The 12,579-nt window shown below is 62.8% G+C and carries 11 protein-coding genes; 5 read left to right on the forward strand and 6 right to left on the reverse strand.

Going from position 1 to position 12,579, the window contains the following annotated elements:
- Positions 1 to 125: 125 nt before the first annotated feature.
- Positions 126 to 1,487: a TolB family protein gene (locus ISP15_RS02730; RefSeq protein ID WP_404544815.1), complete on the forward strand. Its 1,362-nt coding sequence runs from the start codon at positions 126 to 128 to the stop codon at positions 1,485 to 1,487.
- Positions 1,488 to 1,715: 228 nt separating this feature from the next.
- Here the strand turns inward: ISP15_RS02730 and ISP15_RS02735 are convergent, their stop codons facing one another.
- The 5 genes from ISP15_RS02735 to ISP15_RS02755 all read right to left on the reverse strand — a co-directional run bounded on the left by ISP15_RS02735 (position 1,716) and on the right by ISP15_RS02755 (position 5,826).
- Positions 1,716 to 3,185 (reverse strand): DUF3375 domain-containing protein, encoded by a 1,470-nt coding sequence (locus ISP15_RS02735; RefSeq protein ID WP_404544817.1) that lies wholly within the window; start codon positions 3,183 to 3,185, stop codon positions 1,716 to 1,718.
- A gap of 179 nt (positions 3,186 to 3,364) precedes the next feature.
- Positions 3,365 to 4,435, reverse strand: coding sequence for an Obg family GTPase CgtA (cgtA, locus tag ISP15_RS02740; RefSeq protein WP_404544818.1), 1,071 nt, complete (start codon positions 4,433 to 4,435; stop codon positions 3,365 to 3,367).
- A gap of 156 nt (positions 4,436 to 4,591) precedes the next feature.
- Positions 4,592 to 4,849: a 50S ribosomal protein L27 gene (rpmA, locus tag ISP15_RS02745; protein WP_090450248.1), complete on the reverse strand. Its 258-nt coding sequence runs from the start codon at positions 4,847 to 4,849 to the stop codon at positions 4,592 to 4,594.
- Between the two features lie 19 nt (positions 4,850 to 4,868).
- Positions 4,869 to 5,183, reverse strand: a complete 315-nt coding sequence (rplU, locus tag ISP15_RS02750; protein ID WP_404544820.1) for a 50S ribosomal protein L21 — start codon at positions 5,181 to 5,183, stop codon at positions 4,869 to 4,871.
- Positions 5,184 to 5,313: 130 nt separating this feature from the next.
- Positions 5,314 to 5,826, reverse strand: coding sequence for a DUF2059 domain-containing protein (locus tag ISP15_RS02755; RefSeq protein ID WP_404544822.1), 513 nt, complete (start codon positions 5,824 to 5,826; stop codon positions 5,314 to 5,316).
- Positions 5,827 to 6,303: 477 nt separating this feature from the next.
- Here ISP15_RS02755 and uvrA point away from each other — a divergent pair, with 477 nt between their 5' ends.
- From uvrA to ISP15_RS02775, 4 genes are all read left to right on the forward strand, one after another.
- The gene (gene uvrA, locus ISP15_RS02760; RefSeq protein ID WP_404544824.1) at positions 6,304 to 9,201 is read left to right on the forward strand and encodes an excinuclease ABC subunit UvrA; all 2,898 of its coding nucleotides are present in this window, start codon (positions 6,304 to 6,306) and stop codon (positions 9,199 to 9,201) included.
- Positions 9,198 to 9,632: an acyl-CoA thioesterase gene (locus ISP15_RS02765; RefSeq protein ID WP_404544827.1), complete on the forward strand. Its 435-nt coding sequence runs from the start codon at positions 9,198 to 9,200 to the stop codon at positions 9,630 to 9,632. Before uvrA ends, ISP15_RS02765 begins: the two co-directional genes overlap by 4 nt.
- Positions 9,633 to 9,711: 79 nt before the next feature.
- On the forward strand, positions 9,712 to 11,175 hold the full coding sequence (locus ISP15_RS02770; protein ID WP_404544829.1) for a DUF4139 domain-containing protein: 1,464 nt from the start codon (positions 9,712 to 9,714) through the stop codon (positions 11,173 to 11,175).
- A 17-nt stretch (positions 11,176 to 11,192) separates the two neighbouring features.
- Positions 11,193 to 11,951, forward strand: a complete 759-nt coding sequence (locus ISP15_RS02775; protein ID WP_404544831.1) for an enoyl-CoA hydratase/isomerase family protein — start codon at positions 11,193 to 11,195, stop codon at positions 11,949 to 11,951.
- Positions 11,952 to 12,002: 51 nt separating this feature from the next.
- Here ISP15_RS02775 and ISP15_RS02780 read toward each other — a convergent pair whose 3' ends face one another.
- Positions 12,003 to 12,566: a hypothetical protein gene (locus tag ISP15_RS02780; protein ID WP_404544833.1), complete on the reverse strand. Its 564-nt coding sequence runs from the start codon at positions 12,564 to 12,566 to the stop codon at positions 12,003 to 12,005.
- Positions 12,567 to 12,579 lie beyond the last annotated feature (13 nt).

The raw sequence follows: 12,579 nt of genomic DNA on the forward strand, positions 1-12,579 counted from the left end.
CGCAGCAATTTCACCGCACCTGAATCCTGCTCTTCCTATGGTTATCGAAGGGGTACGTTCAGTCATCGAGTGTGTGTCGGATATCGGGGCACGCCCGAGACGTTTTCTACGACGCGGAGGGTTTCATGCGATCTATCTCTTATGTTGCCCTCGCCCTGGCGATGGCACTTCCCTGCGCGGCGGCGTATGCGGATAACGGCACTATCCTGTTCACCCGAGCGGTGAATGGCAGCTACAACGGTGTATCCACCCAGGTCGGCGCGGGGCTCTTTCTCATTCACGACAATGGCACGAGCTTTCGGCAGCTCACGCCATTGATTGCCAATTCCTATTACCTGCCTAGCGGAGTGGCCTATTATCAGGAAGGGCCTGCCATCGGCACCGGTACCTGGCTGACGAAAAACTTTTCGCCGGACGGCCAATACATCCAGTACTTCGCCGGCCACTCGTCCAACCCTGCGCCTGGCGGCCCCTATCCTGGGAAGTATTACGTCGCGGATTTGCTGACCGGCGCCACGCATCCGCTTTTTACCGGAACCAATGACAACGACCCGCCAGGTTATGGCTACCTCGCCTGGGGTCCAGCGGGCAGCAATGACATTGCGTACACCAATTCGACCAGCGAAATACCGACTTCGCCGCCTTGCGTGAAGCTCATGCATCCGGATGGGAGCGATCAACATACGCTGTGGTGCGCGCCGGCGACCATCACTATTGTGCAGGGCTCGGTTCCCACCCTGGCCGTCAGCCAGATTCGCTGGGCGGGCAATGGCAAGAGTCTGCTTGCCTATGTCTCCTATCAGCCGGTACCGCTTGCCGTGCCCAAGAAACCTGCTACGACTCCCGCGGTGGGAGGCACCGGCTTTGTGGCGCTTTATGCCGTCAACGTGCAGACCGGCGCGGCCACGCTGGTCGCTCCGGACGTTCCGGATCCCGCGTTCGGCGATATTTCGTATGACGGCAACGTGGTGCTGTACCAGCAGCAGGATTTGTTTCATTGCGGCGATGACGATCTCGAGTCCACGGGCCAAAGCCTGTGCGTCAAGAATCTCACCACCGGCAAGGTGACCTCGGTGTTTCCGCAAGAGCAGTGGTACATACAGGGCGATGGCGTCTGGTGGGGACAGCATTGGTATCCGCAGGCGCTGCTATCGCCGGATGGATCGAAGGTGGCGGTCACCATGGAGGCCCAGGATTCTCCGGTCGCCCAGGGAGACCTCTACATCGTCAACACCGACGGCAGTGGCGTTTCCCGCCAATTGACCACCCGCCCCGCCAGCGCGCCCGCCAGCGAGGGGTTGGCATGGATACCGGTCGCCTGGTCGCCCGACGGCCACCAACTGCTGGTCAACAATGTCAGCCTTACCGGCAGCGGCCAAAAACCGTCCAAATCCAGCGAAGTGCATATCATTGCTTTAAGCAATGGCAAGGATTGGGACGTCACCCATGGCTATGCGGTCGACTGGCTTAAGGAACCCTGCCTGTAGACGAAGCTCGTCGAGCCAATTTAAGGGCGCCAGGGTCGCTTGTCGTGGCCAACCCCGTGTTTTTGGACACGGGGTTTGTGGTTGAAAAGGCACAAGACCACAGCAAGCTTGCGCACGAGCTCTTATAACTCACCAAATTGATTCGCTTCGTTATGCTGCAAACCGTAGCCGGCCAACGTGCGCAGTCAAGGTGGATGGGTTGCTCACGCGAGCGATGCAACAGCACAGCTAAGCAAGCTCATCTCGCTTCTCTTTCAGGAACCACACGAGCGGAATGCGGGCATGGCGTTCGTTGCTATCGTTGCCACGCCAGCTGATGGCTTCATGCTCGCCATCGGCGATCACGCCATGGCGGGTCGCCAACGACAGATAGCCGATGATGCTGCCCAGTCCTTGCTCGGCTGGCCGACGGGCAAGCACGCCGCCGATGGAAAGCTGCTCATGTTGCGCCAGCAGTTCGTGCAGGTCGCGACGCAGGCTGCGGTAGTTGATTTCCGATTGCGCCACCAGTTCGCCCACGCTGTCGAGCGAGATCATGGCGCCATCGCTGCGTGCGATGCTGCCATCCACGCGGGCATGGCGCGGGTCGTGCAGGCGCCACTGCGACAGCGAACGCAGACGACTGGTGGTGAGCTGCAAGGTATAAGGCGTGCGCTGGCGAGCCTGTACCGAATCACGCAATTGCAGCGCTTCGGCCTGCGCTTGCTTGAGCAACTGGTTCAAGCGGCGCTGCTCGAGATAGCCGCGGCTTTGCACGAAGCCACGCAGGCTTCTGGCAAAATGTTGCAATACATCGTGCACCTGGCCGCCGCGCTCCAGCATCACGCCGGTGAGACCGCGCAGGAACTGACGCTCGTGGCGTTGAAGCTTGCGGGCGAAGCCTCGCGCCAGCACCGTTTCGAGCGCCGCGTCCAGCTGCGCACTTTGTTCGACATCGTTGAGCAGGTTCCAGAATGCATTGAAACTGCGCCCGGCCTCGCTGTCGCCGATCAGGTCGACACCCTGGAACAAGCGGTCGAGGATATCGCCGCGCTCGCCTTCGTCATCGATGATCCGTTCGCGGAACTCACGATTAAGTTGTTCGAAATCGTCACGCACGCGGCGGAAATCTTCCGCGAGGTCGTCGGCCAGCTGGATGATCTCGCGCGTGCGTTCAAGCGCGCGCTTGCCATCCAGCGCCGCCAGCTTGCCCGCGGACGCGCGGGCGATTTCCGCGTCGATGCGCTCACGCTCCGCATACAGCGCGCTGAGCCGGGCGGCGGGATCGGTCTCGGTCTGTTCGGCCAGTTGTACGAGCTGCTGGATGACCAGCGATAGCCGGCTTTCGGTCGCGGCGCTGCGCGATGCTTCGAGGCTGGCGATAAAGCGGATGGCCTGGATGGCCTGGGCGGAAAGTTCGTATTCCTCCTCGCTGGCACCTTCGGGCAGACGTCGCTCAAGATAGCCCTGCGCCAGCCAATGGGCGATATAAGCCTGCGCAGTCCGCGGCAGCTCGCGCGGCAAGTCGGAGGCATTGATGGCATCCAGGTGATGCTGCAAGCGCTCATGCAGGATGGAATCCGGCAGGCGCCGCTCGCTATCCAGCAACAGGGTTTGCAACAGACCGATCAGTTCGGGGGCGTGGTCGGCGGCGAGCAGACGCCAAAGCGGCTGATCACGCAGGCGTCGATAGCCGGCGATTCGCGCTTGCAACTTCATCCGGCTGACCTCCTCTTCCTTCTGCGGGGAAGGCTGGGATGAGGGACCGCACTCGCCCTGACCTCGGTCATTCGCCTCAAACCAACTTCCTTAGCTCTATCGCAAAGCCGCATCAATCATCTCGTCCGCAAACTGCCCCTTACTCCAACCTCGCCCTACGTGCAGAGGGCGCAGGAAGCTTACGGTTCGCCGCGCAGGCGCACGTCACCCGGCAACATGTCGGTGCGGCCTTCCTGGGCAACGCGCTGCGCTTCAAAGAAGCGCTGCACTTGCTGGCATACCGCCAGGGTATTTTCGCGTGCGATCGCCGAGACCAGGAACCACGGCTGCGTCCAGCCCAGGCGCTTGACCACCTCTTCGGCGACCGCCTGACGCTCGTCTTCGGGCAGCACGTCGGCCTTGTTCATGACCAGCCAGCGCGGGCGCTGCAGCAGCTCGGGATCGAATTTCTCCAGTTCCTGCTCGATCGCGTGCACCTGTTCGACTACGTCGGAACCGTCGATCGGCGCGATATCCACCAAATGCAGCAACAAGCGCGTGCGCGCCACATGACGCAGGAACTGGATACCCAGGCCGGCGCCTTCGGCAGCGCCTTCGATCAAGCCCGGAATATCGGCAATCACGAAACTCTGGTCGGTACCGAGGCTGACCACGCCCAGGTTCGGATGCAGGGTGGTGAACGGATAATCCGCCACGCGCGGCGTGGCAGCGGAAACGGCTCGAATGAAAGTGGACTTGCCCGCATTGGGAAAGCCGAGCAATCCGACGTCGGCCAGCAGCTTCAATTCCAGCTTCAGTTCGCGTACTTCGCCGGGCGTGCCGGGCGTGGATTTGCGCGGGGCGCGGTTCACCGAACTCTTGAAATGGATATTGCCCAGGCCTCCCTTGCCGCCCTGGGCTACCAGCAGGCGCTGGCCGTGCGCGGTAAGGTCGCCGATGATTTCGTCGGTATCCACGTTGGTGATGACCGTGCCGACCGGCACGCGGATCGTAGCGTCCTCGCCACCCTTGCCGTACATGTCGCTGCCCATGCCGTTCTGGCCGCGGTGTGCCTTGAAGCTGCGCTGGTGACGGAAATCGATCAGCGTATTGAGGCCCTCGTCGGCAATCAGCCAGACCGAGCCACCGGTGCCGCCATCGCCGCCGTCCGGACCGCCGAACGGGATGAATTTCTCGCGACGGAAGCTGATGCAGCCGTTGCCACCGTCGCCGGCGTGAACTTTGATGATCGCTTCGTCGACGAATTTCATGAACTAGAACCAGGAGTGAGTGGCAAACAGGGAGGAACGGATAAAGCGCATGCCGCAGGCATCATATCGGGAAGCCGGGCACGTGCCCGTTTTCCTGTTCCCCAGAAAAGCAAAGGCCCCGCCAAGGCGGGGCCTGCGCTGCAACATCGGGGGCAATCAGCCTTTGACGACGTTGACGAACTTGCGGTTGTTCTCGCCGCGGGTCTTGAACTCGACGGTGCCGTCGACCAGCGCGAACAAGGTGTGGTCACGGCCCAGGCCCACGCCGGTACCGGCATGGAACTTGGTGCCGCGCTGACGCACGATGATGTTGCCGGCTTCGATGGCCTGGCCACCGTACACCTTGACGCCGAGGTATTTCGGGTTCGAATCGCGACCGTTGCGGGATGAACCTACGCCTTTTTTATGTGCCATGACTCTCTACTCCGGCTGATCAGGCGTTGATGCCCGTGATCTCGACTTCGGTGAAATGCTGACGATGTCCCTGCTGCTTCTTGTGGTGCTTGCGGCGGCGGAACTTGATGATGCGGACCTTATCGGCGCGGCCGTGCTTGCGGACGGTGGCGCTGACGGTGGCGCCGGCCACGGTCGGGGCACCGACGGTGATCGTCTCGCCGGCGCCGACCAGCAGCACCTGGTCGAAATTCACGCTGGCGCCCTCTTCGGCGTTCAGCAGCTCCACGCGCAGGACATCGCCCTGCTGGACGCGGTACTGCTTGCCACCGGTCTTGATGACTGCATAACTCATGGGAATGGCCCTTCTGTCGTTATTCTCTTGGGTTCGCCGCGACCGATTCCGGCGCAGCGAACTAGGGATTATAGCGATTGGGCGCTTTTGTGGTCAACAACTGACCAGCCCGTCCGGCATGCGGGACTGCTTATTGGCCCTGGCCATCTTCCGGCGCCGGCGTGCTGTCCGCCGCGGTGCCCGGGCAGCGCCCCTGGGCATCCAGCTTGCCGCCCTTTTGCAGGGCCGCGAACATGTCCGCGGTGCGCTGACGCCCCCATTGCTGGCCGCTCTGGGCAGCTTCCGCCATGGTCGCCGGCATCTGGCTCACCAGTTTCTGCCCCAGCGGAGATTTATAGAACTTGATCAGGCCCTGCACTTCCTCGGCCGAAAAATGGTGCTGGTAAGCCGGGATCATGGCCGTGGTCAGCTGTTCCACGCCGGTCTTGTCGATATAGGTTTGCCAATAGCTGGCCGGCACGCAGGGCAACTGCTGGCTCATCATCGCCGCCATCTGGTTGTTCATGACCGTGAACTGGGCCGGCACATCCATCACCTGCATCAATTCCCGTACCTGTGCCTCGCTCGGCTGCGCCGCCAGGGCCGAACCGGTCGCCATCACCATGCACAGACCCGCGCCTGCCGCCCATTTGCCAACTGTCATGTCGTGCCCTCTTGCGTTGCGGAACCGGGAAATAGCAGCCGAGCATATTCGGCTCGCCATCCCGCTGCCAGGGATGTTCTGATCAATGCTACGTAGGCGTCACCAGCTCTGTCTGTTCGCAGACCATAGGTTCGTCGGCGCACGCGGAGAGGGTACATGGATGTACTCGGCTTTGAGGAGCGAGGAAAGCAGACTGGCCGTCTGTCGAGACGACGGGCCGCAGGGATGCGGACAGACAGAGCTGGCCCCAACATATTGAATTTAAAGCGATGGGGTGATGCCTGCGTAGCATGGATCAGAGCATCCCTGGGCCTGCTCGCACTATTGGCGCAGTCCGCGCCAGCCTTAGTGTGAACAGCCCCAGTCAGCACCAGAACGCGCCTGCTGACATAACGTTGTCAGCAGGTTTCCGCGCAGCTGACGCGGCCTGCATAGGCCAGCTTGTTATAGTGCCCGATTCCCCAATATTCCGGCGTGATGGACACCATACGCATCCGCGGCGCTCGCACGCACAATCTCAAGAATATCGACCTGGACCTGCCCCGCGATCGCCTGATCGTGATCACCGGCTTGTCCGGCTCGGGCAAGTCGTCGCTGGCCTTCGACACGATCTATGCCGAAGGGCAGCGGCGCTACGTCGAGTCGCTGTCGGCCTATGCGCGGCAGTTCCTGTCGATGATGGAGAAGCCGGACGTCGATCATATCGAGGGCCTGTCGCCGGCGATTTCGATCGAGCAGAAGTCGACCTCGCACAACCCGCGCTCCACCGTGGGCACCATCACCGAGGTCTACGACTACCTGCGCCTGCTGTATGCCCGCGTCGGCACTCCGCGCTGCCCCGACCACGGCATTCCGCTGGAAGCGCAGACGGTCAGCCAGATGGTCGACAGCACCCTGGCCATGGATGCGGACAAGCGCTTCATGCTGCTGGCACCGGTGATCCGCGAACGCAAGGGCGAACACGTGCAGGTGTTCGAACAGCTGCGCGCCCAAGGCTTCGTGCGCGCCCGCGTGGACGGCGCGGTCTACGACCTCGATGCCGTGCCTCCGCTCACCTTGCGCCAGAAACACACCATCGAGGCGGTGATCGACCGCTTCCGACCGCGTGAAGACATCAAGCAGCGCCTGGCCGAATCGTTCGAGACCGCGCTGCGCCTGGGCGATGGCCTGGTGATCGTGGTCGATATGGACGATCCCAAGGCGAACGAGCAGCTGTTCTCCTCGCGCTACTCCTGTCCGGTCTGCGATTACTCGCTGCCGGAACTGGAGCCGCGCCTGTTCTCGTTCAACTCGCCCGTGGGCGCCTGCCCCGGCTGCGATGGCCTGGGGGTCACGCAGGTGTTCTCGCCCGAGCGCGTGGTCGGCCACCCGGAGCTGTCGCTGGCCGGCGGCGCGGTGCGCGGCTGGGACCGCCGCAATGCGCATTACTTCCAGTTGATCCTGTCGCTGGCCAAGCATTATGGCTTCGACGTCGATACGCCATGGCAAAAGTTGCCCGGCGCCGTGCAGCAAGCGGTGCTGCATGGCAGCGGCAAGGAAAAGATCGCCTTCCGCTACCTGACCGAGCGGGGCGGCAAGGTGACGCGCGAGCATGCCTTCGAAGGCATCCTGCCGAACCTGGAGCGGCGCTACAAGGAAACCGAATCGTCGGCAGTGCGCGAGGAGCTGGCCAAGTACATCAGCGATCATCCGTGCCCTGAATGCGGCGGCCAGCGGCTCAACCGCTCCGCGCGCAACGTGTTCGTCGCCGACCAGGCGCTGCCGCTGCTTACCGCGCGCTCCATCGACGATGCGCTGGATTTCTTCGATCAGCTCAAGCTCACCGGCTGGCGTGGCGAGATCGCGGTGAAGATCGTCAAGGAAATCCGCGAACGCCTGAGCTTCCTCAACGACGTGGGTCTGAATTACCTCACGCTCGACCGCCAGGCCGATACGCTGTCGGGTGGCGAGGCGCAGCGCATCCGCCTCGCCTCGCAGATCGGCGCCGGCCTGGTCGGCGTGATGTACGTGCTGGACGAACCCTCGATCGGCCTGCACCAGCGCGACAATGAACGCCTGCTCGGCACGCTTACGCGCCTGCGCGATCTCGGCAATACGGTCATCGTGGTGGAGCACGACGAGGATGCGATCCGCGCCGCCGACCATGTGCTGGATATCGGCCCGGGCGCCGGCGTGCATGGCGGTGAAGTGGTCGCGCAGGGCACCTTGAAGGATATCCTTGCCGCGCCGCGCTCGCTTACCGGCCAGTATCTTTCCGGCAAGCGCGGGATCGAAGTACCCGCCGAGCGCCGCGAGCAGCTCGACAAGGATTCGTGGCTGTACCTGAAGGGAGCCAGCGGTAACAACCTCAAGCAGGTCGACCTGGCGATTCCGGCAGGGCTCTTTACCTGCGTGACCGGCGTATCGGGTTCGGGCAAGTCCACGCTGGTCAACGACACGCTGTTCGCGCTGGCCGCGGCGGAATTGAACGGTTCCAGCATCCAGCCGGCACCGTACCGGTCGGTGGAAGGCCTGGAACTGTTCGACAAGGTGGTCGATATCGACCAATCGCCGATCGGGCGCACGCCGCGCTCCAATCCCGCCACCTACACCGGCCTGTTCACGCCGCTGCGCGAATTGTTCGCGCAGGTGCCCGAGGCGCGTTCGCGCGGCTACACGCCGGGCCGTTTCAGCTTCAACGTGCGCGGCGGACGCTGCGAGGCCTGCGAAGGCGACGGCATGATCAAGGTGGAAATGCACTTCCTGCCGGACGTATACGTGCCCTGCGACGTCTGCCACGGCAAGCGCTACAACCGCGAGACGCTGGAGATCCTGTACAAGGGCCACACCATCGCCGACGTGCTCGGCATGACCGTGGAAGATGCCACCAGGCTGTTCGAAAACGTGCCGGTGATCGCACGCAAGCTCGACACCTTGCGCGCCGTGGGCCTCGATTACATCAAGCTCGGCCAGAGCGCGACCACGCTGTCCGGTGGCGAGGCGCAGCGCGTCAAGCTGTCCAAGGAGCTGTCCAAGCGCGACACAGGCCGCACCTTGTACATCCTGGACGAACCCACCACCGGCCTGCACTTCCACGATATCGAGCAACTGCTCGACGTGCTGCACCAACTGGTTGACCAGGGCAATACGGTGGTGGTGATCGAACATAACCTCGATGTGATCAAGACCGCCGACTGGATTGTCGACCTCGGCCCGGAGGGCGGCGCGGGCGGCGGACGCATCCTGGTGACCGGCACGCCGGAAACCGTGGCGGCAACGCCGGGTTCGCATACCGGCCGCTTCCTGGCTTCGCATTTGAAACCGCTCAAGCCGGCGCGTGCGAAAACCGAAAGCGGCAACGGCAAAGCCAAACAGAAACGCAAGGTTGCTTCATGACGATGGTTTTCAACGAGCCAGAACAGACGGCCGTGCGGTTGCATACCGCTTCAATCAGCGCGCGCTGGCGCGATCTGGATGCGTTCAATCACGTCAACAATTCGAGCTATCTCACCTTCCTGGAAGAGGCGCGCCTGCAATGGCTGCAGCAATTGCAGGGACCCTGGCTCAGCGATCACGCCGTGCCGGTCATGGCGGCCAGCCAGCTCAACTATCGCCGGCCGATCGCGTGGCCGGCGCAACTGCGCGTGGAGCTGTACTGCATGCGCCTGGGCCATAGCTCCATGACGATCGGGCACCGTATCCTGGAGGCCACCGATCAGGACACGCTGTATTGCGATGGACACATCGTGATGGTCTGGATGGATCCGGCCACCGGCAAATCCGTCGCCTTGCCGCCAGCGGTGCGTGAAGCCGGAACAAACGGCTGAACGCAGGCGTCCTCGTGGCGCTCCAGCATCCGCCCATGCTCGTTATGATGGCAGCGGATTTCTGCCGATGGAGCGCACCATGACGATCCCGCCCCGAACCGCCCTCGCCTTTGCCTGCATCGCTTTCTGCGGCAGCTCGCTGGCAGGGGCGGCCGACCATGCGTCGATAACGTTGTATCGCAGCGACAGCTCCGGGCTCTATGCCAGCAACGGCGACAACAACGTCACGGACGGTTATGCCGTGGTGCGCGAACAGCGCAGCGTCACCTTGCAGGCGGGCGTGCACGATCTGGTGCTGGGCGACCTGCCGAACAACCTCGATGCCGAAGCGATCGCGCTTGGCTTTCCCGGCGACGGAGCCAAGGTCGTTTCCCAGCGGCTACTGCTGGGCCAAGGCGCCAATGCCGCGCTTACCGGTCTGACCGGCAGCTATGTCGCCGTACTGGGCGAAAACGGACAACCACTGGCCAGCGGCACGCTATTGCGTGCGAGTGACGACGGCCTGGTGGTCCGCAACAGCGGCGGCAGCACTACGCTGATCCGCCAGTACGCCGCAGTGAGCACCAGTGGCGCGTCGTTTCCCACCGGTTCAAGCCTGCGCCTGCGCGTGGATGCAGCGCGCGACGGCCAGGCATTGGCTGTGTTGAGCTATCCCATGTCTGGCATCGGCTGGCGCGCCGCATACGTTGCCACTTTGCAACCGGGCAACCGTTGCAGCATGCAATTTGAATCACGCGCCAGCATTGCCAACCGCAGCGGCCGCGACTGGCGCGATACCAAGCTGGTGCTGATCGCCGGCGAACCCCAATTCGCCAAAGCCTCCGGGCCACGCCCGATGATGATGATGCGCGCCATGGCGGCACCCGCGGCGGCGGAAGCGCTGCCGGAACAGTCCTCGCTGGCCGATTACCGCAGCTATACCCTGCCCGCGCCCGTCGACCTGCCCGATGGCAGCATCAGCCAGGTGCCGCTGTACGCGACGCGCATGCTGGACTGCGAACGTACCGCCCTTTACGAGAACGGCGGCAACTGGTTGCCACCGCAACCCATGCTCAACAGCGATTTCAACGCCGACAGCCATAGCAGCATCGTCAGCACCTTGCGACTTACCGCCTTCGACAGCCTGCCGGCCGGCTATCTGCGCGTGCTGACTGCCGATCGCCAAGGCGTGCCACAATTCATCGGCGAAGGCCGCATCAACGACACCCCGAAAGGCAGCGACGCCACGATTACGCTGGGTACCGCATTCGACCTGCGTGGTGGGCGGGAACGTACCCGCTTCCACGTCGACCCGGCTGGCCGCAGCATGGACGAAGCCTTTCGCATCACCCTGACCAATGCCGGCGACAGCGCGCGCATCGTGACGGTGCGCGAACACCCCAATCGCTGGCGGGAATGGAAGCTGACCTCCTCGTCCATGGCACCGGGCGAGCAAACGGCCGACACGCTGGAGTTCCGCGTCAATGTGCCCGCGAACGGAAAGGCGACCCTGGACTATGCCGTGCGTTATACCTGGGCGGCCGGCGATCGGCCGCAATCCTGACTTCTTCTGGAGTTTCCATGCTCAATCTCATCAAGCACGAAACCGTTGCCGAGCTGCAGCTTGCGCGGCCACCCGCCAATGCGCTCAATCTCGAGTTGCTGCGCGCGATTCAGGCCGGCTTGACACAAGCCGCGCAAAGCGGCGCCCAGGGCATCGTGCTATCGGGAGCGCAAGGCATGTTTTCGGCCGGGGTCGACGTTCCGGCCTTGCTCACCTGTGATCGTGCGGGCGTGCGCGAGTTCTGGCGCGAATTCTTCGCCACCTGCGCGGCGCTTGCGCATTCGCCGGTGCCGGTAGTGGCGGCCATTACCGGCCACAGTCCGGCTGGGGGCGCGGTGCTATCGCTCTTTTGCGACTACCGCGTCATGGCCCAGGGGCCTTATCGCATCGGCTTGAATGAAGTGCAGGTGGGACTGATCGCACCCGATTGCATCCAGATGGCTCTGCGCCGGGTCGTCGGCGCCTATCGCGCGGAGCGATTGCTGGTATCGGGAGCATTGGTCGATGCCCAGCAGGCACTGGCCTATGGTCTTGTCGATGAGTTGGCCGGAGTCGAGCAGGTGCTTACACGTGCGCTGCACTGGCTGGACGAACTGCTCGCACTCCCATCGCGCGCCATGCTGGCCACGCGCCATATCGCGCGCAAGGATCTGATCGATACCTATGCCGACATCGATGCCTTGCCCATCGATACCTTTGTCGATGCGTTTTTCCATCCGCAGACGCAGGCTACGCTCCAAGAACTGGTTGCGCGCCTGAAGAACAAAACCCGGTGAGTGCTGCGCGCGGCATGTGATGTGTCGCGCACAGCATCGTTTCGCGGGCGCTTAGAGCGTAATGATCTCCAGCGTTCCATAACCGTAGATTTGAGAGACGCCCGCACCACCGAGTTGGCACGCCAATACGTTCAAATTCGGAAACGTCAGGGTCATCACGGCAGGGCTGCCGGCAAAGGTGCCCGACACCATCGTTCCGGTGAACGTTACTTGTAGTCCCGCGGCGATATAGACCGGGCTGAAGCTACCCTGGAACACGCTGGACGATCCGTCGCTCCATGTGAAATAACGGGTAACCGGTTGTGGCACGAGATTGGCCTCGTTGTCGGCGCAACTGGTGCCGATGACAGGCTGGGTTGCGTTGTCGTAGACGCCATTCTCGGGATTCAGCAGCGACGTCAGGCCCGGGCATGCGCCCAAGTCGTCGTAGTTGACGGTGATGTTTGCCGGCTTGCTGGTGAGCGGCTGGCTATAAACCGCGCGCTCGACCATCTGGCAAGTCGTTATCGATTGCGCGTGGGAATTCCTGGGTAAAAAGGCGCATCCCAACAGCACCATCATCCACGCCATCAACGACAAATACCGACGAATGCAACTGCTCTGTGTCGTAATCATGTCCATTCTCCTG

The organism is Dyella jejuensis (genome assembly GCF_044904675.1).
In the GTDB taxonomy this organism is placed as follows: Bacteria; Pseudomonadota; Gammaproteobacteria; order Xanthomonadales; family Rhodanobacteraceae; genus Dyella_B; species Dyella_B jejuensis.

Bases quoted from the DNA above. Each gene is read 5' to 3' on its own strand.
- cgtA (WP_404544818.1), bottom strand. From the start codon at position 4,435: ATGAAATTCGTCGACGAAGCGATCATCAAAGTTCACGCCGGCGACGGT.
- ISP15_RS02780 (WP_404544833.1), bottom strand. From the start codon at position 12,566: ATGATTACGACACAGAGCAGTTGCATTCGTCGGTATTTGTCGTTGATG.
- rpmA (WP_090450248.1), bottom strand. From the start codon at position 4,849: ATGGCACATAAAAAAGGCGTAGGTTCATCCCGCAACGGTCGCGATTCG.
- ISP15_RS02770 (WP_404544829.1), top strand. From the start codon at position 9,712: ATGACGATCCCGCCCCGAACCGCCCTCGCCTTTGCCTGCATCGCTTTC.
- uvrA (WP_404544824.1), top strand. From the start codon at position 6,304: ATGGACACCATACGCATCCGCGGCGCTCGCACGCACAATCTCAAGAAT.
- ISP15_RS02735 (WP_404544817.1), bottom strand. From the start codon at position 3,185: ATGAAGTTGCAAGCGCGAATCGCCGGCTATCGACGCCTGCGTGATCAG.
- rplU (WP_404544820.1), bottom strand. From the start codon at position 5,183: ATGAGTTATGCAGTCATCAAGACCGGTGGCAAGCAGTACCGCGTCCAG.
- ISP15_RS02775 (WP_404544831.1), top strand. From the start codon at position 11,193: ATGCTCAATCTCATCAAGCACGAAACCGTTGCCGAGCTGCAGCTTGCG.
- ISP15_RS02765 (WP_404544827.1), top strand. From the start codon at position 9,198: ATGACGATGGTTTTCAACGAGCCAGAACAGACGGCCGTGCGGTTGCAT.
- ISP15_RS02755 (WP_404544822.1), bottom strand. From the start codon at position 5,826: ATGACAGTTGGCAAATGGGCGGCAGGCGCGGGTCTGTGCATGGTGATG.
- ISP15_RS02730 (WP_404544815.1), top strand. From the start codon at position 126: ATGCGATCTATCTCTTATGTTGCCCTCGCCCTGGCGATGGCACTTCCC.